Source organism: Nonomuraea dietziae, assembly GCF_014195505.1.
GTDB classification, from domain to species: domain Bacteria; phylum Actinomycetota; class Actinomycetes; order Streptosporangiales; family Streptosporangiaceae; genus Nonomuraea; species Nonomuraea roseola.
Window position 1 is genome coordinate 4405870 of record NZ_JACIBV010000001.1, and the last position, 24044, is coordinate 4429913.

Consider the following 24044-nt stretch of genomic DNA (forward strand, 5'->3'; position numbering starts at 1 on the left):
GTCACGGCCGCCTGACCGTGCTCTGCACCTCTCCCACCGGCACGTCACGGGTGGCGCCCACCTCCACGGGGTCGTAGGCGAACGGCACGACGTCGTCCTCCACCTCGACGGGCCAGACGGTGGTGACCGTCAGCACGTACACCTCGCGCGGCTGGTCGATCGAGGCGCGCAGGTACCGCACGCCGCAGGTGAACTCCCCGCCCCGCTGGTACGGCCGGCCCGACGCCCCGCACTCCTCACGCACCTCGGCCCTGTCGGACGACGTGCCCGCGTCGATCTTGATGTCCTCCAGCGACGCGGTGACGGTCGCGCTCATGATGCCGGGGATGGAGGCGGTGACCGAGCGGGTGGTCTCCCCCACACCCTCGAGCCACACCCAGGTCGGCAAGTTGACGTAGCTCTTGACGTCGGGGTTCAGTTTCACCTTCGGCTCGGGCACGGTCAGCGCGGCGCGGGCGATCTCCACCAGCTCGGCCAGCGTGATGCCGGCCGGCGGCGTCGTGCCCGGCGGCACCCACACGAACTGGTCGAGCCCGCCCCAACAGGCCCTGCCTCTCGCGTCGGCCTCGTTGTAGGCGGGCGTCCACCAGCGGCCCGGCTTGCCGATCTTGTCCTTGAACTGCTTGAGGAAGGCCTGGAACTGCTCCTCCGTGCCGTTGGGGTTCATCCTGAACCAGTAGGCCCTGACCTCCTCCTGGGTCCTGAGCATCTGGGAGGCGTCGGGGCCAGGCTCGTACCAGCAGGGGCGTTTGAGCTGGTAGCCGTCCGCCTTGCCGCCCTTGGCGCCGTTGCCGGTGATCACGATCTTGGAGTTCTCGAGGCGGACGCCCGCCGTACGGCCGTCCTGGAAGCCGTCGCCGCGCGGGCCTCCTGGATCGAGCAGCAGCAGACCCGCGGCGGCGACCGAGAACAGGCGGTTCATCTGGAGCACCCTTCCTTGCCGTGCCTGAAGTCCCTGACGCGCCACACCCCGTCGTCGCCCCTGCTCAGGACCATGGCCTGCAGGTAGGCCGCGCGGGTCCACGCGGGCTGGTCCGGTACGGCGACGCCGCCCCTGCCCGACAGCAGGCGCATGCGGGTCTCGTCCACACAGGCGTTGACCTCGGCGCCGCCGTCCATGATCGCCGTGACGTTCATCGCGAAGACCCTCGCGGTGCCGCGCACCGACCTGTCCTCGAAGCTGAGCACCCAGTCCGTCGCCTCGCGCCCGCCGGGGTCGTCCACCCTCGACAGGTAGGACTCGTCGCCGGTGACGACGGCCCGCCACATGCCCGCGTAGACGTCGGTGAACGCCTTCAGCAGCTCGGCGTGACGCGGATCGGTGACCACGGGCCTTTCCACCAGCACCTTCGTCTTCGGGCCCACCACGATGGACTCCGTCGCGGCAGGGCCGGCGACCGCCGTCGGAACGGCCTTCGCCTGGCCGGGGGTGAAGGGCCGATCGGCGCCGGCGGTCGTGCAACCCGCCCCGAGCAGGGCGGCGACCACCGCTGCGATCAGCCCTCGCATGCGGATCACGCTAGGGCTTCCCGTCATTCTCGAGCCATGGAGATGCGGCTTTCGGTATGAGTCACGCTGACGACTCCCTGACCACGTGGATGCGCCACGAAGGCAGCAGCTCGTCGATGAGCGCCTCGGTCTCGGGGGCCATGCCTCCGCCGTAGGGGTGCGAGGAGGACCTGCGCGTCAGGCCCTCGACGACGGCGCGCAGCCGTACCTGGTCGCCGGTGGCGTGGGTGGCGCGCAGCAGGTCGCGCCAGAGGCCCTCGTCGTCGGCGGCCAGCAGCAGCCCCGCCCGTACGGCGGCCACCGCGGCGTCCGCCTCGCCGTGCGCCAGCCTGATCTCGCAGAGCCGGTGGGCGGCGTCGGCAACGGCCGCCGCCACGTCGTACTCCAGCTCGTCGGCGGCCAGCCACGCGTACCTGCCGCGCGGCCTGCCCGCCAGCAGCGGCCCCCTGACCAGGCCGAGCGCCTTCTCCAGCAGGACGGCTCTCGCGCTCTCGTCGCCGTGCGAGCGGCGCACCAGCTCGCGGAAGAGCGTCCAGTCGGTGCGGACCTCCGGGCCGAGCCTGAGCCGTCCTGCCTCGTCGGTGCGCAGGTGCTCCTCTCCCAGCCAGCGCGCGACCCTCGCGATCGTCGCGTCGCGCACCAGCGCCTGCACACCGCGCGGCCACAGCACGCCGCCGAGCACGACGGGGTGGACGCCGCCCTGATGCGTGGCCAGATACACCAGCAGCTCGGTGGCCAGCTCCATGCGCCCCTCCTCCATCGCCTCGGGGCCGACGACCTCGATCGGGCCGAGCAGCCTGATCTCTACGGCGGGCGGGTGGAGCTCCTCCAGGGGCTCGGGCTCGGGCATGGCCTCGCCTTCGTGGCGCTCCGCCGTACCGAACAGGTCGAGCAGGGCCTGGTAGTGGCGGCGGGGCAGCAGCTGCGCGGTCACCTCGAAGCCCAGCTCGGGGATGCGCGCGCGGCCCTCCTCGGTGATCTCCATCGTCCAGGTGGCGTGCGGCACCTCCCCCGTGACCACGAACCCCGCGGTGTCCCTGCGGGCCAGCAGCGCCAGCCTGCGCGCCTCCTCCTGGGTGGGGGCGACGGCGCTGAGCAGGTAGTGGGCCCGGCTCGACTGCCCGTTGACCCGCCCGGTGAGCACGTCCTGGCGAGGCGCGGCGCCCTCCTCCAGCTCCGGCAGGACCTCCGACAGGCTGCCCACGGACCTCACCCGCTCGGGTGCGATGGAGGTCAGCTCCTCGCCGAAGCCGACCAGCGTGACGCGCATCTCGTCGGACCACCTGTTGGTGGCCAGCTCGACGGCCAGCGCGGCCAGGGCGGCGGTGGTGTGCGGGCCGCGGATGTTGATCAGCCCGTGGGCCGCCTCCAGGTCGACGAGGACGCGGCCGCCTCCGTCGGTGCCCAGCGAGACCAGCCCCGGGTACGGCGCGCCGCCCGTCTGCTCCTGCAGGAGCCTGCCCTCGTGCGCGGCCAGCCGCCAGACCTGGCCGCCGTCCTGCGCCTCCCACGGCTCCGGCGCGTCGGGGCTCGGCGGATGGATCCACAGGTCGAGGGTCCTGGGCGACAGGTGGGCGGCGTAGACGGTGGGCGGCACCCTGTTCTGGGCGGCCAGCGCGGAGCCGAGCAAGCGCAGGCCTGTGTCGAGCATGCGGGCCCCGGGGGCGTCGGCGCCGAGACGGAGCGCCACCTCGGCGAGGGCGGCGTCGTCGCGGGGACGGGACAGGCGATGCCCGAAGGCGCGGTGCCAGAGCTGGCGACGCCGCCTGGCTCCGAGGGCGACCAGCAGCCCGGCGGCGGCCAGCGAGGCGCCTCCCAGGTAGTCGACCAGATCCAACCCCGGACTCTGCTCGGCCTGCCGCTCCTCCTCGGCCCGCTCGGCCTGCCGCTCAGCCTCGGCTGCCTCAGCGCGCGTGTCCCCCTGAGCCTGCCGATCTTCCTGGCCCTGTTCGTCCTCGCGCGCGCGCTCCGCCGCTTCCTTGACCGCCGCCGCCTTCTCGACCGCCTCTGCCTCCTCGGCCTTCACGGCCTTCTCGGCCGCCTCCGCCGCCTTCGCCCGCTCGGCCTTCTCGGCCCGCTCTACCTTCTCGGCACGGTCGGCCTCGGCCTTCTCGGCCCGCTCGACCTCGGCCCGCTCTACCTTTTCCGCCCGCTCGGCCTTCTCGGCACGGTCGGCCTCTGCCCGCTCGGCCTTCTTGGCACGGTCGGCCTCGGCCTTCTCGGCACGGTCGGCCGGGTGGGGTCGCTCGGTTGTGGTGGCGCCTGTCTCGCCGTGACCCGACTCCCCCGAGCGCGCCTCACCCTCCGACGCCCTCTCAGGCGGTCCAGGATGCTCCTCGAGCGTCTTCTCCCTGGGCTGTCCCGCCGGGACGATGTGCACGTTGATCGCGTCATCCGGCATGTCGAGCACCCACCCGGGCCTGATCAGGTCGGCCATGCGCAGGCGGGCGCCGTCCGGCTGCTCCTTGTACTGGTTCAACCGGAAGATCTCCGGATATCTCCGCCCATCACCCAGGCACTTCTCCGCGATCTCCCACAGGCTCTCGTGATGCCTGCCATGCGGAGGCTGCACGGTGTAGACCTTCTTCGCCTTGTAGACCGTCGCCTCCTCCACGACGACCGGCGCCGCATGGGCCACGGCGGTCATCGGGGGACGCGCGGGCGGCGCGGACAACCCGGCGATCGGCACGGCCACCGCCCCCGCCGTGAACAGCAGCAACACCGCCGACACCAGCCGGTTGGCCAGCGCCTGGGTCGCTCCTGACAGGGGCACGCGGGCGGGCATCCCCACCCTGCGGATCCCGCCGTACACCTCGACGATCACACACACGAACAGCTGCAGCCAGGCCAGCCAGACCAGCAGCACCATGATCGCCACGACGGTGCTCGTGCCGACGTTGCTGGTCAGAATGTCGATGTCGAGCAGCTCGGGCGAGATCGGCGGTCCCGCCAGCGTCAGCAGCGCGAAGGGCACCCCACCGACGAGCGCCACCAGCACGACGAGCGCTCCCAGACCGGCCAGGATGTCACCGGGCGTACGCCTGGCCGGGATCCGCACCGGCACCGCGCCGGGCCGCCTCCCACCCCGCCCGCTCCCTGCGGTACCGCCCCCGCGCCCCGCCTCTCTCTGCTTGGCCGGACGGGATGACGAAGGCTCTGTGGCGCTCGCGCGGCTCTCCGGCCGGCCGGCGGGAAGGCCGGTGTTCCACGGGGCGGTGCTGTACGGGCGCTGGGACGTGGCCTGGTCTGCCGTACCCGCTGGTCGACGGGCAGGGTCGTCCGCGCGCGCGGGCTCTCGGGTCGGCATCGCCTCTCCCTCCTTCGCATCAAGCGTCGTCACCCGCGGGCCGCCGGGCCAGCGAGTGACGAGATTCGGTCTGGTTCAGCGGGCGTCCGGCGCGGCGGTGGCCTGTCCTTCCATCTCCGCGCCGGGAAAGCCCAGCGCGCCGAGGAAGAAGGCCTTCCAGCTGACCCTGACCCAGACCGTCACCTGGGTCTGCGCGCCGCCGACCTGGCAGTCGGCGGGCTTCACTTCGGTGGGCGAGTAGGCGCGTACGACCTGTTCGGCGCGCGCGCACACCTCCTCCTGGCTCAGCAGGCGGGCGTGTCCGGTCTGGCGCAGGTACTCCACGTCGACGCGGTCCGCGCCCGCCCTGGCCGCCTGCTCGGCGACGTCCGCGGCGCGCAGCCTGGCGTTGATCGCCGCGCCGCCGTCCACGAGCAGGCCCGCGAGCAGGAACACCACGACGGAGAACAGCACCGTGAACACGGACATCGAGCCGCGCTCGTTCACTCCACCCTCCGGAACTGCTCCAGCGGCACGACCGACATGCCGGACATCTGCTTGACCGCGCCGAATCCCAGGAACTCCAGGTTCAGCTCGCAGGTCACCTCCGCCCTGACCTGCCCGCCTTCCTCCCAGACGCTCCCTGCCAGCGAGATCCGCGGCGCGTCGCACTGCCCTTCCAGCGCGGCCTTCGCGCTCGCCTCCGCCGCGCCCTCCGCCCCTTCGAGCGTGCGCTGGACCGAGGCGGCCCTGGCGGCGTCCCTCGCCGCGCCGTTCACCTCGCCCTGCGCCTCGACCAGCCGTCCCGCGCCCACGAGGAACAGCAGGAACAGCAGGAAGATCGGCGCCAGCATCACCGTCTCCACAGCCATCGAGCCTCTGTCGGCGTTCATTGACAGTCGTCGCCTCCGTTGTCGGGACGGAAGCACTCCACCGGGCCTCCCGACGTGGCCGTGATCGTGAAGGTCAGCTCGGGGAGCAGCGGGATCACCTGCACGGCGCTGCCCGTCACCGTCACCCAGCGTTCATCGACCCCTCGGGGTACGGCTGTCGCCGCGGCGCCGTCGAGGATGCGGGGACCGATGGCTTCGGCGACGTCCTCGGCCCTGGAGACGGCCTCGTCCTGCCAGCTCGTCGAGTCGAACGGGGCCGACCTGGCGATCCTCGCGCCCTCCCTGGCGGCGGCGTCGGCCACCTGGCGGCCGTGGAACCACAGCGCCACCTGGACGATCAGCAGCACGACGGCGAGGACGACCGGCATGATCATCGCCAGCTCGACCACCGTGGCCCCTCGCTCCCGCGTCCCGCCACCACCGGCTGCACGCCGGGGGAGGCCGGGCCCCACGGAGGCAGGCTCGGCTCCCTCGCCCACGGATGGAGGACGAGGGCTCCTCTGCACGCCCTCGATGGGACAGAGGTCGCCGGTCAGGGCAGGTCGGGAGAGGGTCACTCGTTGCCGTCTCCCGAGCCGCCGCCCCCGCCGAAGCTGTTCTGGAGGTCGCTCTGCTTCTGCTCCACGAGCGTCTTGATGAGCGTCGCCAGCCCGAGCGCCACCCCTGCGATGATCGCGGTGATGATCACCCATTCGACGGCGGAGGCCCCACGCGTGGGGGCGGTGCGGGCGCGGTGCACGCGGACCCCCAGGTAGGCGGTCAGGTACACGATCCACGGATGGTTCATCACGACCCCAACATCTTCATAGCGGCGGGAAAACTGAGGAAGATCACGAACCCGGCGCACAGCAGGAGCTGGGCGACGAGCATGGACTGGGACCGCTCCCCCGCCCGCCCCTCGATCTCGGCGAGTTCGCGGCGACGCAGGGTGGCGGCGCGGGCGGTCAAGGAGGCGCGCACCTTCGCGCCGTCGTCGGCCACCAGCCCGAGAGCGGCGGACAGGTCGCGCAGCTCGTCGACGTTGATCTCCTCGCCGAGCTGGCCGAGCGCCTGCCACGGGGTGATGCCCACGATCCTGGCCCCGCTGAGCGCGTCGCGGATGCGGGACATCGCCCAGTTCGGCGAGTCGCCGCTGACGGAGACCGCCATCATCAGCGCCTCGGGGACGCCGCGTCCTCCTGCGAGGTTCATCGAGACCAGGTCGAGGAAGGCGCCGACCACGTGGCGGAAGTCGCGCCGCTTGGCCGCCGCGTCGCGCCTGATCTGCAGGTCGGGCAGGACGAAGAACAGCAGCGAGACGGCCAGCGCCGCCCAGAAGGGGATGGTCAGCGAGACGCCCCACTCCATCAGCGCCAGCCACCCCGCGAGCAGGGGGAAGGCGAGCAGCCCCGAGGCGGCCAGCAGCGCCTTGGTGGCGAGGAAGCCCTCGAACGAGCGTCCGACCAGCGCCAGGTCGGCCCTGATCGAGCGGACCTCCCAGCCTCTCGCGGCGTATAGCCTGGCCAGCCGTACGCCGAGGCCGCGGCGGAAGGCGCTGACCTCCTCGTCGGGGAGCACGAGCTGGAGCCTGGGAGCGTCGGTGTCCTCCCTGGCGGCGTCGAGCGCGATGAGACGGGCGACGAGCCCCGGCCTTGCGGGGAAGAGCGCCCTCGTCAGGAGGAACAGTCCGAGCCCGAGCACCCCGCCCGCCAGCACACCCTCAACCATGGGCACCTCCCGTGGGCACGTCGAGACCGAGCAGCCTGGTCGGCTTGTCGAAGCGGGCCAGCCTGCGCATCCACGCGAACCCGGCCCCGAACAGCCCCGCCACCACCACGAGGACGGCCTGCCCCAGCCACGAGCGGTACTCGGCCACGTAGGAGGGGTTGAAGACGACCAGCGCGGCGGCGAAGCCGAGAGCGGTGAGCACGACGATCTGTACCGATCGGCGGGTGGAGCGGCGCTCGGCCTCGACCCTGCGGCGCATGTCGAGCTCTTCGCGGGCCGAGACGGCAAGGGCGCCGAGCACGTCCCGCAGTCCTGGGCCGCGCAGCCTGGAGTTGAGGATCAGCGCCGCGATGACCAGATCCGCCGAAGGGTCGTCGAGCTCGTCGGCGAACATCCGCAGCGCGTCGGGCAGGGCCATGCGCGTGTGCAGGCGGTCGACCATGGCGCGCAGGTGCGGGCGGAGCATGGGCGCCGCCGCCCTGATGGAGGAGGGGATGGCCTGCTCCAGGCCCGCCGCTCCCGCGATGGTGTCGCGCAGGGACTCGGTCCAGGCCGCAAGCCCCTCCAGCCTGACCATGGCCGCCCGCTCGGAGGCGGCTCCGCCCGAAAGCCCTCGCCAGGCGAAGACGAGCAGTGCCGCGCCGGCGGCGACGACGGGCCACTGCGTCACCGCGAGGATCACCGTGGCCAGGACCGCCGCGACGGCCGTACGGGTGGACAGGGTGCGCACGAGGTGGCGGGGGGCGGACTTCGGGCGGGGGCGCAGGCCGTAGAGGGAGAGCACGAGCAGGAAGAGGCCGCCGCCTGCGGCGGCGCCCGACAGCAGGGCCAGCGGGTCGATGCCGGTCATCACCAGGCTCCTGGGGCGTAGCCGTGCGGGGCGAGCTCCTCGAGGCAGGAGACGGGCGCGTGCGGTACGGCGGTGCCGTCGGCGCCCGGCGCGAAGATCTCGCTGGAAAGGACGCGTCCGTCGACCCCGTTCACCTCGCGCACGCTGGAGACGAAGCGCCGAAGGGTGCCGCCTGCCGCGTAGTCGTTGCGCTTCTCGATGAAGACCACGAAGTCGATGGCGCCCGCGATGAGCATGTGGGTGGCGTCGATGGGCAGCCGCTCGGCGGCCTGGAGCGCGTAGGTGGAGATGCGGTTGAAGACCTCCATGCTGGAGTTGGCGTGGATGGTGGACAGCGAGCCGTCGTTGCCCTGGGTCATCGCGTTCAGCATGGTGACGATCTCGTCGCCGAGGACCTCGCCGACGATCACGCGCGACGGGTTCATGCGGAGGGATCGGCGTACCAGCTCGGCCATGGTGATCTCGCCCTGTCCCTCGGAGTTGGGCAGGCGCTGTTCGAAGGCGACGACGTTCGGGTGCAGCTCGGGGAACTGGTCGAGGCCGAGTTCGAGCGCGCGCTCGACGGTGATCAGCCGTTCGTGGGCGGGGATCTCGTTGGCCAGCGCCCGCAGCAGAGTCGTCTTGCCCGCGTTGGTGGACCCGGCGATCATGATGTTCTTGCGGGCGGCGACGGCGGCGGTGAGGAAGCGCCCGACCAGCGGGGTGAGCGTGCCGTTGCCCACGAGGTCGGACAGGAACACCTTGCCGAGCCTGGCCCTGCGGATCGACACGGCCGGCCGTACGGTGACGTCCATGACCGCCGAGAGGCGCGAGCCGTCGGGCAGGCGCAGGTCGAGTTGCGGGTTGGCGGTGTCGAACGGCCTGCTGGACAGGCCCGAGTAGGCGGCCAGGATCTGGATGAGCTCGATCAGCTCCTCGTCGGACTCGGCGACGGGCTCGTGGGTGAGCTCCTGGCCGTCGGCGTAGCTGACGAAGACGCGGTCGCAGCCGTTGATGTCGATGTTCTCGACGTCGCCGTCGTCGAGCAGCGGCTGGAGGCGGCCGACGCCGAAGAGCGCGGCGTGGATCCCCGCCGCGAGCGCCTCCTCCTCTTCGAGCGTGGGCGGGGTACGGCCCGAGCCGATCTCTCCCCTGGCGAACTCCTCGAGCACCTGGGAGATCAGCGCGCGGGCGAACTGCCGCTCGTCCTCGCCCGTCATGGCGGGCAGGCCGTTGGCCTGGTCGAGGCGGCGCTGGTGGGACAGGCGGTCGCCGACCTCCTGGCGGAAGCGCTTGACCAGCGAGTGGTCGATGGTCATGGCACCCTCACCTGGGAGGAGAGCCGTCCTGCGAGCTCGCGGGCCGTACGGATGAGCAGGGATCGGTCGAGCCTGCCGCCCCACTGGCCGCGCAGCAGCTCGGCGCCCTTGGGATCGTGGGCCAGCCCCGCCACGAAGGCGGCCTGTCCTCCCACGATCCTGCGCACCTCGTCGATGGAGGCGCGGTAGGTGCGGGGGTCGGCGATCACGACCACGCCGAGCTGCGGGCCCTTGGGCACGATCGCGAGGCGTTCGCGCAGGTGGGCGACGTGGTCGAGGCTGGCGCGGGTGAACAGCACGAGGAGTTCGGCCTCCGCGATCAGCTCGCCCACCTGGGGGTGGGCGCCGAGCCTGCCGCAGTCGGCCAGCACGTCGGCGCCTGGCAGGCCGGACAGCGCCCTTCCGAGCGGCCCCCACATCCAGGTCAGGCCCGCGGCCTGCTCGCCGTGGGTGAGCCCGGCCAGCACATCGAGCCCTCCGATGATCTTCTGGGTGTGCTCGTGGATCTGGGCGGGCTCCAGCCCGCGCCTGGCGGTGGCGCCCAGGGTGAGCAGCCCTCTGCCGGGGTTCAGCATGCCGCCGTCGGCGGCGGGCAACCGGTAGGCGAGGTCGCCGCCCGCCGGGTCGCACTCGGCCAGCAGGACGGCGCGCGGCCACACCGCGCCGAGCGCGGTCGCCGCGGTGGTGACGCCGGGCGCCCCCTTGTCGGCGGCCAGGACGATCAGCGCCACGTCAGCGCGCTCCCGGCAGCTCGGCCACCGCGATCTCGCCGCCGGAGGCGTAGGCGGCGATCTGCGGCGAGACGGTCGAGTCGACGATGACGGTGATCAGCCCCGCCGAACCCGTCCTGGTCGGCTCGCCCACGATGTGCACCAGGGCGTTGGGCGCCAGCACCCTGCTCTGCGCGCCCGACGAGCGTCCTGGCACGTGGATGACCTGCACCCGGTCGCCCTCGCGCAGCCCCGCGGGCGCCTGGCCCGGCTTGAGCGCGAGCCCGACCTTGGCCTTGCCAGGGCCGAGCTCCTGGCTCGCGGTCACGGTCATCTGGTCGGTGAGGAGGGTGCCGGGAAGAATGGTCGCCGCGGCGTAGGTCTCGATGACGGCGAACCGCCGCGACCATGCCACATAGGCGACTCCTGTATCGGCTATCTGCACCTCTTCGAGGGCGTTGGCGGAGATCTTCTGACCCCCGCCGATCTGTTGCACGACCCTGATCGCGGAAATGCGATCACCACTGCGCATGACGAGCAGCGTGGTCGCCAGCGCGCCACCGAGAATGAGGAGGACGGCCAGCGCGGCGAGCGCGGGTTTGCGCTCGCGCGGGGGCACGGGAAGCTTGCGTGAGGTGCTGCTGGAGAGCACGCCTGCGGGCCCCGCCGAGTTCACGGCAGGCTTTTCGCTGGTCCTCATAGGTGGGGGGCTCCCATGATGAATTTGCGGGAATTCAGGCCATTATGTGCATCTGATGACGCCTGACGGGGCCCGAATACGAGGACCAATGCTCCTTTCGCAGGTAGGAGCCTGTCAACCAGACCGGTTAATTAAAGCCGCTTGAATTGACTGCGTATTTGGTGATAGCGACCACATTGGTCACACAATTCACAGAACTGCCACCCTGAACCTGTTCAAACTGTGGGATGCTTGCCGCATGGCCAGGCACAGCGGGCGCTTCGCCCGGTTTCGCCGTCGCTGGGTCGCGCGTCTCGCCGCGGCCCCCGCCACCTCCTGGACGGTGGGCAGGCTGCACAGGGCGGCCGCCAATCTGGTGGAGGTCACCGCCGAGGTGAACGCCTACGCGGGGCTGCTGGAGGAGAAGGCCGAGGAGCTTCGCGACCGCACGATGGAGGCCGGCCGCCGGCCCCCTTCCTGATACCGGTGTCGTCATCCGGGCGGCGGGCGCCGCGGTCACGCGTTAGCGTGGCGGCCGGTCCGACCCCGGAGGAGCGGCACATGCGGATCATGCTCACCGTCCTCGACGAGCGCGGCGATCGTGACGTCGTGATCGAGGGCGACCCGGGCACCACGGTCGCCAGGGTGGCCGAGGCGCTGGCAGGCCCGCCGGAGGAGCCGCTGGCCAAGGTGGTCCGCCTGTCCAGGAACCGCGCCCCCTACGGCCTCGGCGCCGAGCCCCGCATCCCGCGCCAGCGCGGCGAAACCCGTCTCTCGCCCGACAGGCCAGCGGGCAGGCACACCGGCCACCGCAGAGCGAGCGACCCGCCCGCGGCGGCCTCCGACGACGGATGGGCGCACGGAGTCGGCGGCCTGGGCTTCGACGGGCCGACGGTGTGGCGCGACGGCCGCCCCGTCGACCCGAGGGCCCCGGTCAGAGCCGTCCTGCGCAACGGCGACAGGATCACCCTCCGCCCCCACCTCGCGAGCCTGACCCTGGTCGCCGAGCCCGGCGGCGTGGCCGAGGTGCGCGTCGTGGGAGGCCCGCAGGCGGGCTCGGTCCATCGCCTCGGTCTGGGCGTCCACGTGATCGGCGCCGACCCGAGCTGCGCGATCGCCGTACGCGACCCCTCGCTGCCGGCCGAGGCCGCGACCCTCCGTGTGACCCCCGAGTCGATCACGGTCGAACCGCCGAAGAGGAAGCCGCAGGAGCCCCCGCGCAGGAAGGCGAAGGGCCGATACGCCGAGGAACTCGACGAGCTGGCCCTGAGGGACACGCCCCCCATGGGGGAGCCCCCCGAGATCACCCTGGACGGCGAGCCCGTCACCGCGCCCGCCGACTGGCCCGAGCACGCCCTGCTGACGGCAGGCTCCTCGATCTTCACGCTGACCGCCATCGAACCCGCCGACGCGCATCTCGCCCCCCACCCCGACGGCGGGCTGGCCTACAACCGGCCGCCGAGGCTGCGCCGTCCCGACACCGCGCGCAGGTTCGAGGTGCCGCAGGAGCCGAGGCGGGCGGAGACGATGCGGCTGCAGTTGCTGGCCGCCCTGCTGCCCGCGGTGCTCGGCGTGACGATGATGCTGGTCACCGGCCAGCGGTACTACCTGCTCATCGCGCTCATGACACCGCTCATCATGCTCGGCCAGTGGTGGAGCGACCGGCGGCACGGACGCAAGCAGCACAAGCGCTCCGTCAAGCAGTACAGGGAGGATCTGGCCGCCTTCCGCGAGGAGGTCGAGCAGGCCAGGAGGGACGACGAGCGGGCCCGCAGGGCCGCCGCGCCCGACCCGGCCGAGGTGCTGCTCACCGCCACGGGCCCACGCCGGAGGCTGTGGGAGCGCAGGATCCACGACGCCGACGCGCTCAGACTCAGGGTCGGCCTCGCCGACCTGCCCGCCGACCTGGAGTTCGACCAGCCGTACGAGAGCCCTGTCTGCAGGAAGGTGCCCGTGGCGCTGCCGATGCGACGCCTCGGCGTCGCGGGCGTGACGGGCGGGCGCGAGACGACGGCGGGACTGGTGAGCTGGATGATCGCGCAGGCGGCCGCGCTGCACAGCCCGCGCGACCTGGCGATCGTGGTGATCTCCGCCGGCTCCGACGCGGAGGAGCGGTGGGGCTGGGCACGCTGGCTGCCGCACTGCGCCCCGCACGGCGGCGAGGACTGCGTGGTGCTGGTGGGCGCCGACCCCGAGGCGGCCGCCAGGCGGGTGGCGGAGCTGACGGCGCTGATCGACGAGCGGCTCAACACCTCGATCCCCGACTTCGGCAAGGTCCCGACCGGCTGGGACGACCTGGGCGGCCCCGAGACCGACAAGCGGCCCTCCTACGACGAGCGCCCCTACGACGTGCTGGTCGTGCTCGACGGCGCGCAGGTGCTGCGCGGGCTGCAGGGGATGCCGCAGGTGCTCAGGCAGGGCCCGCGAGCGGGCGTCTACACGCTCGCGGTGGACGAGGAGCAGCGGCTGCTGCCCGAGGAGTGCGAGACCGTGGCCGCCTGCGGCCTCGACGGCCAGGTACGGCTGCGCGGCGGCGGCCTCGACACGCTGGGCGCCGCCCTGACCGACCAGGTGCCGAACGAGTGGTGCGAGCGGCTGGCCAGAGCGCTCTCCCCCCTTCGCGACGTCTCGCGCGACGACCCGAACGGCAGCCTGCCTGAGGCGGTGCGCCTGCTCGACCTGCTGCACCCGCCCGTCCAGTGGGCGGCGCCGACCACCGAGGCGCTGCTCGGCGTCGGCCCCGAGGGCCCGTTCACCGTGGACCTGGCCAAGGACGGCCCGCACGCCCTGATCGCCGGCACGACGGGCGCGGGCAAGTCGGAGCTGCTCCAGACGCTGATCTGCGCGCTGGCCGCCCGCAACAGGCCCGACCAGCTGACCTTCGTGCTGATCGACTACAAGGGCGGCGCCGCCTTCAAGGACTGCGCGCGCCTGCCGCACACCGTGGGCATGGTCAGCGACCTCGACGGCCACCTCACCCAGCGGGCGCTGACCTCGCTGGCCGCCGAGATCAGGCGCAGGGAGCGACTGCTGCTCGACGCCGACGCCAAGGACATCGACGACTACCAGGGCACGCTGCCACGCCTCGTGCTCGTCATCGACGAGTTCGCCGCGCTGGTCGCCGAGCTGCCCGACTTCGTGGCGGGCCTGGTCGACATCGCGCGCAGGGGCCGCTCCCTCGGCATCCACCTGATCCTGGCCACGCAGCGTCCCGCGGGCGTGGTGACGGCCGACATCCAGGCGAACACCTCGCTGCGGATCGCGCTCAGGGTGACGGAGGCCGCCGAGTCCGCCGACGTCATCGGCATCCCCGACGCCGCGCACATCTCCAAGGCGACGCCCGGCCGCTGCTACGTCAAACACGTGGCGGTGCAGGCCGCGAGGGTGGGCGGGCGCGCGCCCGGCGACGCGCAGGCGCGGCCGCGTGTGGTGGAGCTCGAGTGGGGGGCGCTGGGCCGGCCGCTGCCGCCCGCGCCCGAACCTCTCGAAGGGCTGGCGATCACCGACCTGGCGATCCTGGCCGACACGATCGCAGCGGCGGCGGAGCGGGCCGATGTTCCCGAGCAGCCGAGCCCGTGGCTGCCGCCGCTGCCCGCGCAGGTCGTCATCGGCGAACCCGAGGGCCTGGAGTTCGGGGTGACCGACCTGCCGTGGGCGCAGCGGCGCCGGCCGCTCGCGCTCGACCTGGAGCGCGGCGGCCACCTGCTGATCGCGGGGGCGGCGCGCAGCGGCAGGTCCACCGCGCTGCGCACGATCGCCGGCGCCATCGCCGCCACCACGTCGCCCGCCGACGTGCACCTGCACGTCATCGACTGCGGGTCGGGCGCGATGCTCCCCCTGGTCGCGCTGCCGCACTGCGGCGCGGTCGTCACCCGCGACCAGCTCGACAGGGTCGAACGACTGCTCGCCAGGCTGCGCGAGGAGGTGGGCCGCAGGCAGCAGCTGCTGGCCGAGGCAGGACACGCCTCACTGGCGGAGTACCGCGCGGCGGGGCACAGGCTGCCGTGGCTGGTGCTGATGGTCGACAGGTGGGAGGGCTACGTCGCGGCCTTCGAGGGCTACGACTACGGCAGGCTCACCGAGGCGCTGCTCCAGCTGCTGCGTGAGGGGCCCGCCGTCGGGCTGCGCGCGGTGGTGACGGGCGACCGCTCCGCGCTGCTCGGCCAGGTGTCCACCGTCTTCGACGAGCGGCTGATCCTGCGGCTAGCCGATCCCGCCGACTACGGCCTCGCGGGGCTGCCCGTCAGGGACCTGCCCGCCGCCATGCCGCCGGGCAGGGCGCTGTCCACGAGCGAGCACGGCGTGGTGGAGAGCCAGATCGCCCTGCTCGACCCCGATCCCTCGGGCCCCGCGCAGGTGGCGGCCCTGCAGACGCTCGCCCGCTCCCGTGATCCTGAGGGCGAGCCCCCGCTGCGGGTCGACGCCCTGCCGATGCGCATCACGACGGCCCAGGCGCTCGAGCTCGGGCCCTCCGGCGAAGGCCCGCTGTGGGCGCTGCTCGGCGTGGGCGGCGACGCGCTGGCTCCGGTGGGCGTGGACCTGCTCGCCCACGGCCCCGGCGCGGTCATCGCGGGGCCCCCACGTTCTGGCCGTTCGTCGGCGCTGCTCACCGCCGCGCGCTCGCTGATCTCCTCGGGCACCGCCGTCGTCGCCGTGGTCCCCCGTCGCAGCCCGCTGCGCGAGCTGGAGGGGGCGCTGGCCGTCCTGGACGGCAACGGCGTGGGCCTGCGCGAGCTGCTGGACGGGCGCGAGCGCTACGTCGTCGTCGTGGACGACGCCGAGCTGATCAACCCCGACGCCCCGCTCGGCACGCTGCTGGAGGAGACCCTCAGAACCGGCAGGGACGGCGAGCACGGCCTGATCATCGCGGGCACGACGGGCGACCTGTCCACCGCCTACAGGGGCTTCGTGGCCGAGACGCGCAAGTCGCGCACGGGACTGCTGCTATCGGTGCAGAGCCCCGCCGACGGCGACCTGTTCACCGTGCGGCTGCCGAGAGGCGCGGTGGGCGGGCCGCCCGGCAGGGGGCTGCTGGTGACCACCGGCACCGTGACCCCGATCCAGACGGCGCTGCCCGGCTAGATGAATGAGTCCAAGGCGTAGCTGCGGAGATAGGGCGAGGGCGCCCACCCTCAGTTTGTGACGACCAAGTTGGACACCCTCGCAACCGCACTGTATGTGAAGGTCGATGATCTACTGAAGGCCTCACCAGGCCTGGCCCCGTGGCGGCCGAAGACAGGTATCGGGCCCACGCTCAGCGACGCCGAACTGGTGACCTTGGCGGTCATGTCAGCGTTGCTGGGCTTCGTCTCCGAACGACGCTGGCTGCGCTATGCCCACGCCGAACTGGGCGGGATGTTCCCTTACCTGCCCGGACAGTCGGGGTACGGCAAACGGCTACGGAAGGCATCGGGGCTGGTCCTGCACATCATCAGGATGTTGGCCGCCGACACCACGCTGTGGAGCGACGATGTGTGGGTCGTCGACTCCACCCCGGTGGAGTGCGGCCGCTCCCGCGATACCGCTCGGCGCAGTGACCTGGCCGGGTGGGCCGAGTACGGCTACTGCGCCAGTCACTCCCGCTATTTCTGGGGGCTGCGGTTACATCTGCTGTGCACCCTGGGCGGGCTGCCGGTGATGTTCGCCCTCACCGGCGCCAAGGCCGATGAGCGCCACACCCTGCTCGGGATGCTCGATGCCGCTCCCGAGGTGGTGGCCGGCCATCCGGGCCAGTCGATCATCGCCGACCGGCAGTACTACGGGCGGGACTTCGAGCACGCGCTGACCGAGCGTGATCTGCGCCTGCTGCGACCGGCCCGCCAGGGCGAAAGCGAGCGGGCCGGAGCGCGGCTGTTCAAACCGCTACGCCAGACCATCGAATCGATCAACCAAACCTTCAAGGGCCAGCTCGACCTGGAACGCCACGGGGGCCGGACCCCAGCCGGCGTCCTCATCCGCGTGCTGTCCAGGATCCTCGCGCTGACCACCGTGATCTGGCACAACGACAAGACCAGCCAGCCGATCAAACGATCCCTGATCGCCTACGACCACTGAACGTGACCATACGCCTTGGACTCATTCATCTAGATGCCGACCGTAGGACCGTCGATCGCGTTGTGGTCGTTGGTGCCCCACACGTCGTCTTCCTCCATCAGCCAGGTTCCGTCTTCTTTCCTCCGCTCCTCCTGACCACCAGGGGCACCCGCGCCCATCGGAGGCATCATCGGCATACCGCCCATGCCCTGCGTGCTCGCGCCCCGCGCGCCCGCCTGGGTGGCCGACCCGTAGCCGCCGGATCCCATGCCCGTGGCGACTCCGGTCCCGTAGCCGGAGTTCGGTCCGGTGCTCGTGCCGTTCCCTGTGCCCGTACCGTTCCCCGTACCCACGCCGGTCGGCAGCCCGGTCCTGGGGTCGATGGACTGGTTGTTCGGGAGAGTGTCGACATTCGGCGGCTGGAAGTCGGCCAGGTTGGTGGTGCGCGCGTCAGGCGTGTTCATGCCGGAGGTGGGACCGGTAGGGAGGTTCGGAATCGTGGTCCCGTTGCCGCCTGGAGGAATGTTGGGGTACTGGGAGCCGTCGCCGCCCGTCCCAGGGGGGATGCCGGGAGTCTTGATCCTGTCGTCGCCCGACCCGATCCCGCCCGACCCGACCCCGCCCGACCCGGCCCCGCCTGAACCCGTGCCGCCCGAGCCCGGGCCGTCGGGGAAGGTGGAGTCCGGCCATGTCCCCGAGGAGCCGCCGTTCCCTGTCCCGAGGCCACCGGAGTTGGGGTCGTAGGAAGGGGTGTCGAAGGTGGGCGTCTTGACCCCGCCCGTGGGGATGGTGGGCGTTTTGATCGGAGGGGGAGGCACGCTCGACGGCCCGATGTCCGGTAGATCCTCGCGCACCTCGTCGGGCAGGATGCTGTGAATCCGCTGGAGCTGGTTGTTGATCTCCTGCAGGTTGCGTTTGGCCCGATCTCTGTCCGACTCCCAGAAGTCCCCACCATCGAAGGTGATGTCGATGATGCTGTCGTCCCAGGAGGACCCGTCGTCCCAGCCCGCGAAGCCCTTTCCGTTGTCAGGCATGTTGCCCATGACCGTCTCGCCGATCTGCTCGAGAGCCGTCCCGACGGCGTAGGTCTTGCCCGAGAGGTCCCGCACGGTGACGTAGAGCGCCCGCAGGGCCTGCTGCGCCTCCACGGACGGCTTGTCGCCCCAGACCTTGGCCATCGCGACAGCCGCGTCCAAGATCACTGTCATGGTGTCCGTAAGGATCTTGCTGGCGCTCTTGTAGGCGTTGGCCGCCTTCTCGACACCCCGACGGGCGTCCGGCTGGCTCAGCCCGCTCATCACCGCCGAGGCCTGCTGGACCGTCGGCGTCTCCTTCAGGGTGAACTCACCGTTGACCTTGACGGGGTACTGCTTCGACTTGATGTCCATCAGACGCTCTTCGTGCCCGTGTTGGCCTGTTCGGTCCCGTTGTAGACGCCCGCGCCCGCGCGTACGAGCGAGAGCGCGGTGTCGTACTTCGAGTTGATCTCGCCGTAGACGTACATGATGAAGCGATGGGCCTCGGTGATGGTGTCGAAGACGGCATCACCGGCCTCCCAGCCCTGGTTCGGCGCCGGGTGGGTCACGATACCGCGGGTGCCGAGGTCCTGCATGGAGCCGATCTCCATGCCCCTCAGGCGTTCAAGACCGTCGCCCAGCGCCTTGGCGATGCCCTTGAGCTTGCCGGCGTCGTAATCGATCTCGCCAGGCTTCGGGTCGAGACCGGGCCACCTGTGCTCGACGGCCACCGGATCTCTCGGCTCTGCCATATGCCCACCTCCGTCATCGTGATCTCGACTGTAGTGGAACCTATCCAAGTCGTGTGGAAGTTGGACATAGGCTCCTATGCTGGCCTCCATGCAGACCCGCAAGGATCTCTACCAAGCCCACCGGCTGATGCTGCAACGCATGGGCATGGCCCTGCTCCAGGCCGAGCCGGACGTCGCCGAGTCACCGATGCGCAGGCAGAACGTCGCGATGTTCTGCGGGCTGCTCATCGCGGTGCTGGTCGTCGCGGGGTTCGGGGTCTGGGGTCTGATCAAGCCTGGCAACGCGACCAACCTCACCGATCCAGGACAGCTGCTGGTGGAGGAGAACACCGGCGCCGCGTTCGTCTACAGCCAGGAGCAGCGCAAGCTGCTGCCGGTGGCCAACTACGTCTCCGGACGGTTGCTGCTCGACAGCACCGACGTACGGGTCCGCAACGTGACCTCCGCGTCGCTGGCGAAATTCGACCGTGGCCCGACCGTGGGCATCCCCGGCCTGCCGGACTCCCTGCCGCCCAAGGAGAAGCTGGTCAAGGGCCCGTGGTCGGCCTGCGTCATGGACAACACGAACCCGTCCAGCGTCCGCAAGCAGTTCGTGTCGCTGGTGGGCGGCATTGACGTGGGCGGCAGGCCGCTCGGCGGTGACGCGATCGTGGTCGTGGACGCCCGCCGCAACGCCTACGTGATCCTGAACGACACGAAGATGCGAGTGCAGCCGGAGGGTGTGTTGGCGCTGGGGGCCGGCTCCCCCAGGCAGGTGCCCGCCGCCTGGCTGAACGCCATCCCCGAAGGTCCGGACTTTCGTGCGCCGCGCGTCCCCGGCCTGGGCAAGCGGACGAGGGGGCCCGACGGCAAGAGCGCGCGACTCGGTCAGATATTCACCACTCCGGGCATCGCGGGCGGTCCTACGAGGTGGTATGTCCTGGTCGCCGACGGTCTGGCACCCATCACCTCGACCCAGGCGAACCTCGCACTCTCCGACCCCAAGATCAAAGCGGTGTACGGCAACCGCCCCGCCGAGCCGATCGAGATCGACGCGGCCACCGCCAACAGCAAGCAGACGACGACGCAGAAACACCTGATGGGCGGCGGCCTACCCGCCTCGATGCCCAGGGTCATCGCGGTGCCGGGAACGTCGCCACTGTGCTCGGTCTACGCGGAGACCGCGAAGGGCTCGGTCAAGGCGAAGCTGACGATCGGCAGCACGATCACCATCCAGCCCCCCGCGGTGACGGGCAGCGAGCAGTTCTTCGACCAGGTGATTCTCCCCGCCGGCGGGGCCGCGCTGGCCGGACTGCTGCCAGGGGAGAACCAGCTGAAGGCCATCAACACCTACGAGCTCATCACCGACCAGGGGCGCAGGTTCCCGCTGCACTCGGCCGACCAGGTCGGCAAGCTGGGCTACGACGCCGCCGATGTGACGCCGGTGCCCACCCACCTGCTCCACTCCATCCAGCCGGGCCCCACCCTCGACCCCGTCAAGGCGCTGAATCCTCTTGTGATCGGCCCGTAGCCGCAGGGAGGGCGCTCACCACCCTGTTCGCGGCCGGCGGCTCCTGGGCGGACACGCCCTCGGCGGCGTGGCGGTAACGAGGCGGGCATGACTCTTCCGGCGGCTTCGCCGCGGCCCGCGACCGCGCCATGTCCGAGCTGCCGGGGCGGGCCGAGCTCGGGCCGCGACCCAGAAGCAGGCGCTGGGCTTCGCACCGACAGCCCTGTCCGGGATAGGACGGCCACCGCGTCCGTCCAGGTGCCCGAGCGACTGCCGTGGGAACGGCTCTCCGTCGAACCATGGTCGCTGAACGAGGGGCTTTCAGCGGTGGTCGGTGAACGAGGGGCTCCCTGGGAGACCGCAGGCAAGGCGAGGCCGGACGGGTCCAGGCGCCGAAGGTCTACGACGTCGACCGTGACCTGGTGGCCCGGCCCAGGCCGCGGCCGGGTCGCTACACCGGGAACGAGTCGGGAAGGCCCATCCCCCCGGGCATGTTCTTGTTGCCGAGTATTTTCGGCGTGAGGCCACCCGAGTTCTTGTCGTACTGGAGTGCGAGACCGTCGAACGACGGCATCGCCTTCATGTCCTGGAACTTCGCCGCCTGCTTCTGGCTGAGCGTCGAGGCGACCGAATAGATCCCCATGAGTGCGAAGCCTACGATCGTCAGCTTCTTGAGCGCTCCGGTGGAGATACGGCCGATCTGCGGGCCCACGGTGCTCGCGGCCGTCTCTCCCGCCACCACTCCTACCGGGCCTGCCGCCCACGTGGCGCGCATGAACACCGCCAGCGCGAGCATCGCGAGAGCGGAGGTCACGGCGAGGTAGGACCCCGCTTCGACCATCCCCTTGGGTGCGGCGGCGGCATCGCCCAAGCTGTCGCGGTAGACACCCTTCTTCTCCCACTCCTCGAGGAACTGGTCCAGGTTCTGCTTGAAGGAGTCCCAGGCATCGCCCTCCCACTCGGCGCGTTCCTTCAGCTTCTTCTCGAGGTCGGCCAACGACTGGCGCAGGGCGGCGATCTCGGTCGTCTCCCCTCCCTTGTCGACCGACTGATAGGAGTGCTTGCCTTTGTCCATCGGCTCGATGGGGCCGGCGCAGGCCCCGAACGCCAGCGGAACCGTCGCCGCCCACGCACGCCTGATCCAGATGGCGGCGCCGATCTGGACACTGATCGCCATCAGGTACCGCTGCAGTGTGTGATCCATGCTCACACCTCGTGGGTCAGAGTCGGCGGGGCGATACCGTCCTGGTCCATCCAGACACCCTCTTCCTCGCGGAGTGCGTAGGTGTCCTTGTCCCTCTCCTTGTCGTCCGTCTGACCGCCTGCGCCCATGGGCGGCATCATGGGCATCATCGGCATGCCGCCTGCGCCGCTGACACCGCGGGCGCTCAGGCCCGCGGCTCCGGCGCCCCCGATACCAGAGCCCGTGCCCGTGCCCGTGCCTGTACCCGTCCTGCCGTACGACGTGCCCGGGTCGCCCGTATAGGTGGTGGGCACCTCGGGAGTGCGCAGGTTCGGCGTCTGCAGGTTCGGCTGCTCGTAGTTCGACAGCCCCGTCGACCTGGGGTCGGGCGTGTTCAGATCGGGGGTCTTGAGTTCCGGACTGTTGAGGTTGGGATCGTTGAGGCCGGGGGTCCTGAGATCCGGGCTGTTGAGGTCCGGGCTGTTGAGGTCCGGGCTGTTGAGGTCCGGGTTCCGCAGGTCAGGAGTCCTGAGATCGGGGGTCCGGAGGTTCGGGTCGGGCTGCCCGGGGTTCTTGAGGTTCGAGTCGTCGAGGCCAGGTACCTTCGGCGTCTGAAGGTCCGGCCTGTCGAAGCCAGGGGTGTTGATCGCCGGCGTCTTCAGATTGGGGTCAGGCGTGGAAGGACCGCCGAGGTTGCCCAGACCGTCCGGGTTGCCCATATTGCCGAGATTGCCCAGGCCGCCGAGATTGCCCACGTTGCCAAGGCCGCCGAGCTGTGAGGGGTCGATCCCGCCGGTCTGCTGGTAGCGGCTGTCGTCGTCGGACTTGCGATAGTTGGCGTCGGCCAGCGTCAGCGCGGTCCGCCACGACTTGAGCACCTCACCGGCCATTCTCGCGGTCTCGACGTCCTGGTCGCGAGCCTGGTCGTGGGCGCTCCCCACCTGCCTGATGGCCAGGGGATAGTAGATGCTGATGCCGCCCGTCCGCGTGGCGAGCGTGTCAGCCGTACTCGCGTCGTCTTCGAGGCTGCCCGTCGTCGGCTTGAGCTGATCCTTGACGAAACGGATGCCGGAGGAGGGCCTGAAGTTCGCAGTCGACATGTTCGGAATCCCCGACAGGGGATTGTTCGCCGCGTTGGGGGATTCTGTCACGCCTCAGCCGTCCTGCCGATGAGATCCGTGGTCACCTCGTGTGACGTGTTCCACGGGTCCCGGTCCTCCCGCAGGTCTGTCGAGTACGTGTTCTCCTCGCTCTCACCACCGCCGATGGTGCCCCCCATGCCGCCCATCGGCATGAACGGCATGCCCGCGCCGAGCCCGCCACGCGCGGCCGCCGAGGTCATCGCGTTCGGGCCGCCGAGGGTGCCACCGCCGATCACCGAGGGAACGCCAGGCGAGCTGCTCGTCGGCCCGACGAAGGTGTTGGGCATTCCCGGGGTGGTGGAGATGGTGGGCGTCATGGTGGTCGGGATCTGCCCGTACGGCGTCGAGGTCGGCATCGTCGTGGACGGGGGTGTGGTCGGCACGTACGAGGCCGTCTCGGTCTGACGGGAACTGTCGTTCTGGCCGATCACCGCCGGCGCGGTGCCGTCGTCTCCTCTGCCGTCGCCCGTACTGCCGCCGGAGCCCGCCCCCGTCTCACCGTTGCCGCCGGGGGCGTTGGGGCCGGTGCCGGGAGCGTTCGGGTCGGTGCCGGGCGGAGTGTCCCCACCAGGCGCGCCACCCGGTTTGTCAGGATTTGTCGGGCTAGATCCGTCACTGCCACCACCGCCGGAACCGGTTCCGGGACCCTGGCCTGGACCTCCGGGACCTTGGCCGGGCCCGCCCGTGCCCGGCCTGTCGGCACCGCCCGTACCAGGCCAGGTGTTGCCGGTGTCGAAGGTCGGCGATCCGCCGGGGTTACCGCCTCTGAAGGAGGACTGGTACCGGTCAGGGGACGAGTAGTTGGTCTGCTGGTATCCACCGTCCGCACTGGGCGGGGAGGGGATCTCCAGATCGTAGGAGACGTCGGTCGGCAGCAGACTGTAGAGCCCGGCGATCTCCATGTTGAGATCTTCCAGGATCCGCCGCGCCTGCTCGTTCTGCTTCTCCTTGGCCGCAGCGTTCGGGTCCACGCCGGGCGCTGGGGGCGTGGTCGGCCCAGGGGCCGGAGTGGTGCTGGGCGCCGTTGTCGGAGCGCTGCTGCTGGGAGGAGCGGTCGGGGTGGTGGTGACCGTGGGTCTGGGCCCGGCGCTCGGCTGCGGCGTGGCGGGGGCCGTGGCGGCGTCCACCTTCCTGATGGCCTCAGGGAGGTGAACTGCGCCGTAGGCGTTGAGCTGGTCCGACACCCGCTTCATCTTGGTGGCCAGCTCGTCGCCCGTGGTGTCGAGCTTGTGCAACCCGGCCTGGAAGAGCGCGGCGGTGGGCCCACCCCACATCTCGCTCAGCGCCTTGGCCGCCGAGAGCAGCGACTCCCTGGCCAGGCCGACCATCGATGCGGCGCTGGCGTAGGCGTCGGCCGCGCGCACGATGGCAGGGGCGTTGGTGTCGTTCAGCCACCCTTTGATCTGCTCGGCGGACGCGCCCCCCGCACTGACGTCGAGGGCTTCGCACTTGTCGGCGGCTTTGATCTGATAGGTGTTCGACTCGCTGGCCACACTG

General features: G+C 71.2%; 21 protein-coding genes. 4 read left to right on the forward strand and 17 right to left on the reverse strand.

The genetic code is table 11. The features are described 5' to 3' along the window. Position 1: 1 nt before the first annotated feature. The 12 genes from FHR33_RS20780 to FHR33_RS20835 all read right to left on the reverse strand — a co-directional run bounded on the left by FHR33_RS20780 (position 2) and on the right by FHR33_RS20835 (position 10953). Positions 2-922, reverse strand: a complete 921-nt coding sequence (locus FHR33_RS20780; RefSeq protein WP_221241177.1) for a hypothetical protein — start codon at positions 920-922, stop codon at positions 2-4. Continuing rightward, positions 919-1509, reverse strand: coding sequence for a hypothetical protein (locus FHR33_RS20785; RefSeq protein ID WP_183650302.1), 591 nt, complete (start codon positions 1507-1509; stop codon positions 919-921). Before FHR33_RS20785 ends, FHR33_RS20780 begins: the two co-directional genes overlap by 4 nt. A 61-nt stretch (positions 1510-1570) precedes the next feature. After that, a complete protein-coding gene (locus FHR33_RS20790) occupies positions 1571-4573 on the reverse strand; it encodes a hypothetical protein (RefSeq protein ID WP_246453667.1) in 3003 nt (1000 codons plus the stop codon). A 318-nt stretch (positions 4574-4891) separates the two neighbouring features. Then, positions 4892-5284, reverse strand: a complete 393-nt coding sequence (locus FHR33_RS20795) for a pilus assembly protein TadG-related protein (protein WP_183650306.1) — start codon at positions 5282-5284, stop codon at positions 4892-4894. A 14-nt stretch (positions 5285-5298) separates the two neighbouring features. Beyond that, a complete protein-coding gene (locus FHR33_RS20800) occupies positions 5299-5688 on the reverse strand; it encodes a TadE/TadG family type IV pilus assembly protein (RefSeq protein WP_183650309.1) in 390 nt (129 codons plus the stop codon). Beyond that, positions 5685-6077 (reverse strand): TadE/TadG family type IV pilus assembly protein, encoded by a 393-nt coding sequence (locus FHR33_RS20805; RefSeq protein WP_312895644.1) that lies wholly within the window; start codon positions 6075-6077, stop codon positions 5685-5687. Before FHR33_RS20805 ends, FHR33_RS20800 begins: the two co-directional genes overlap by 4 nt. A 164-nt stretch (positions 6078-6241) precedes the next feature. Beyond that, positions 6242-6475, reverse strand: a complete 234-nt coding sequence (locus tag FHR33_RS20810; protein ID WP_183650312.1) for a hypothetical protein — start codon at positions 6473-6475, stop codon at positions 6242-6244. Beyond that, a complete protein-coding gene (locus FHR33_RS20815; RefSeq protein ID WP_183650315.1) occupies positions 6475-7395 on the reverse strand; it encodes a type II secretion system F family protein in 921 nt (306 codons plus the stop codon). Before FHR33_RS20815 ends, FHR33_RS20810 begins: the two co-directional genes overlap by 1 nt. Beyond that, positions 7388-8245 (reverse strand): type II secretion system F family protein, encoded by an 858-nt coding sequence (locus FHR33_RS20820; protein ID WP_183650318.1) that lies wholly within the window; start codon positions 8243-8245, stop codon positions 7388-7390. Before FHR33_RS20820 ends, FHR33_RS20815 begins: the two co-directional genes overlap by 8 nt. After that, complete coding sequence (locus FHR33_RS20825; protein WP_183650321.1) at positions 8245-9543, reverse strand: TadA family conjugal transfer-associated ATPase; 1299 nt, start codon at positions 9541-9543, stop codon at positions 8245-8247. Before FHR33_RS20825 ends, FHR33_RS20820 begins: the two co-directional genes overlap by 1 nt. After that, positions 9540-10274, reverse strand: a complete 735-nt coding sequence (locus tag FHR33_RS20830) for a hypothetical protein (RefSeq protein WP_183650324.1) — start codon at positions 10272-10274, stop codon at positions 9540-9542. The genes FHR33_RS20825 and FHR33_RS20830 overlap by 4 nt, the downstream gene beginning before the upstream one ends. A 1-nt stretch (position 10275) precedes the next feature. Continuing rightward, entirely contained in the window at positions 10276-10953 is a 678-nt protein-coding gene (locus FHR33_RS20835; RefSeq protein ID WP_183650327.1) for a hypothetical protein, read from the reverse strand. A 238-nt stretch (positions 10954-11191) separates the two neighbouring features. Between FHR33_RS20835 and FHR33_RS20840 the strand changes: the two genes are divergently transcribed. From FHR33_RS20840 to FHR33_RS20850, 3 genes are all read left to right on the forward strand, one after another. Further along, on the forward strand, positions 11192-11413 hold the full coding sequence (locus tag FHR33_RS20840) for a hypothetical protein (protein ID WP_183650329.1): 222 nt from the start codon (positions 11192-11194) through the stop codon (positions 11411-11413). A gap of 80 nt (positions 11414-11493) precedes the next feature. Next, a complete protein-coding gene (locus FHR33_RS20845; protein WP_183650331.1) occupies positions 11494-16014 on the forward strand; it encodes an FtsK/SpoIIIE domain-containing protein in 4521 nt (1506 codons plus the stop codon). A gap of 57 nt (positions 16015-16071) precedes the next feature. After that, entirely contained in the window at positions 16072-16986 is a 915-nt protein-coding gene (locus FHR33_RS20850) for an IS982 family transposase (RefSeq protein ID WP_183643426.1), read from the forward strand. Positions 16987-17015: 29 nt separating this feature from the next. Here FHR33_RS20850 and FHR33_RS20855 read toward each other — a convergent pair whose 3' ends face one another. Together FHR33_RS20855 and FHR33_RS20860 are read right to left on the reverse strand one after the other, a co-directional pair. After that, complete coding sequence (locus tag FHR33_RS20855; RefSeq protein WP_183650334.1) at positions 17016-18353, reverse strand: hypothetical protein; 1338 nt, start codon at positions 18351-18353, stop codon at positions 17016-17018. Further along, the gene (locus FHR33_RS20860; protein ID WP_183650337.1) at positions 18353-18733 is read right to left on the reverse strand and encodes a hypothetical protein; all 381 of its coding nucleotides are present in this window, start codon (positions 18731-18733) and stop codon (positions 18353-18355) included. Before FHR33_RS20860 ends, FHR33_RS20855 begins: the two co-directional genes overlap by 1 nt. 88 nt (positions 18734-18821) lie before the next feature. Here FHR33_RS20860 and eccB point away from each other — a divergent pair, with 88 nt between their 5' ends. After that, positions 18822-20243 (forward strand): type VII secretion protein EccB, encoded by a 1422-nt coding sequence (gene eccB / locus FHR33_RS20865; RefSeq protein ID WP_183650340.1) that lies wholly within the window; start codon positions 18822-18824, stop codon positions 20241-20243. A gap of 430 nt (positions 20244-20673) precedes the next feature. Here the strand turns inward: eccB and FHR33_RS20870 are convergent, their stop codons facing one another. From FHR33_RS20870 to FHR33_RS20880, 3 genes are read right to left on the reverse strand one after another with little or no spacing between them, the layout of a single operon-like run. Continuing rightward, positions 20674-21426 carry a hypothetical protein gene (locus tag FHR33_RS20870; RefSeq protein WP_183650344.1) on the reverse strand — a complete coding sequence of 251 codons (753 nt, stop codon included), beginning with the start codon at positions 21424-21426 and terminating at the stop codon, positions 20674-20676. A 2-nt stretch (positions 21427-21428) separates the two neighbouring features. Further along, on the reverse strand, positions 21429-22505 hold the full coding sequence (locus FHR33_RS20875; RefSeq protein WP_183650347.1) for a hypothetical protein: 1077 nt from the start codon (positions 22503-22505) through the stop codon (positions 21429-21431). 47 nt (positions 22506-22552) lie between these two features. Beyond that, complete coding sequence (locus FHR33_RS20880) at positions 22553-24040, reverse strand: hypothetical protein (RefSeq protein WP_183650350.1); 1488 nt, start codon at positions 24038-24040, stop codon at positions 22553-22555. Between the last annotated feature and the right edge of the window lie 4 nt (positions 24041-24044).

Excerpts from the sequence above, each read along its gene's own strand:
- FHR33_RS20825 (WP_183650321.1), bottom strand. The coding sequence starts at position 9,543 with ATGACCATCGACCACTCGCTGGTCAAGCGCTTCCGCCAGGAGGTCGGC.
- FHR33_RS20820 (WP_183650318.1), bottom strand. The coding sequence starts at position 8,245 with ATGACCGGCATCGACCCGCTGGCCCTGCTGTCGGGCGCCGCCGCAGGC.
- FHR33_RS20845 (WP_183650331.1), top strand. The coding sequence starts at position 11,494 with ATGCGGATCATGCTCACCGTCCTCGACGAGCGCGGCGATCGTGACGTC.
- FHR33_RS20810 (WP_183650312.1), bottom strand. The coding sequence starts at position 6,475 with ATGAACCATCCGTGGATCGTGTACCTGACCGCCTACCTGGGGGTCCGC.
- FHR33_RS20855 (WP_183650334.1), bottom strand. The coding sequence starts at position 18,353 with ATGGACATCAAGTCGAAGCAGTACCCCGTCAAGGTCAACGGTGAGTTC.
- FHR33_RS20815 (WP_183650315.1), bottom strand. The coding sequence starts at position 7,395 with ATGGTTGAGGGTGTGCTGGCGGGCGGGGTGCTCGGGCTCGGACTGTTC.
- FHR33_RS20875 (WP_183650347.1), bottom strand. The coding sequence starts at position 22,505 with ATGTCGACTGCGAACTTCAGGCCCTCCTCCGGCATCCGTTTCGTCAAG.
- FHR33_RS20785 (WP_183650302.1), bottom strand. The coding sequence starts at position 1,509 with ATGCGAGGGCTGATCGCAGCGGTGGTCGCCGCCCTGCTCGGGGCGGGT.
- FHR33_RS20795 (WP_183650306.1), bottom strand. The coding sequence starts at position 5,284 with ATGTCCGTGTTCACGGTGCTGTTCTCCGTCGTGGTGTTCCTGCTCGCG.
- FHR33_RS20870 (WP_183650344.1), bottom strand. The coding sequence starts at position 21,426 with ATGGATCACACACTGCAGCGGTACCTGATGGCGATCAGTGTCCAGATC.
- FHR33_RS20835 (WP_183650327.1), bottom strand. The coding sequence starts at position 10,953 with ATGAGGACCAGCGAAAAGCCTGCCGTGAACTCGGCGGGGCCCGCAGGC.
- FHR33_RS20860 (WP_183650337.1), bottom strand. The coding sequence starts at position 18,733 with ATGGCAGAGCCGAGAGATCCGGTGGCCGTCGAGCACAGGTGGCCCGGT.
- FHR33_RS20840 (WP_183650329.1), top strand. The coding sequence starts at position 11,192 with ATGGCCAGGCACAGCGGGCGCTTCGCCCGGTTTCGCCGTCGCTGGGTC.
- FHR33_RS20800 (WP_183650309.1), bottom strand. The coding sequence starts at position 5,688 with ATGAACGCCGACAGAGGCTCGATGGCTGTGGAGACGGTGATGCTGGCG.
- FHR33_RS20780 (WP_221241177.1), bottom strand. The coding sequence starts at position 922 with ATGAACCGCCTGTTCTCGGTCGCCGCCGCGGGTCTGCTGCTGCTCGAT.
- eccB (WP_183650340.1), top strand. The coding sequence starts at position 18,822 with ATGCAGACCCGCAAGGATCTCTACCAAGCCCACCGGCTGATGCTGCAA.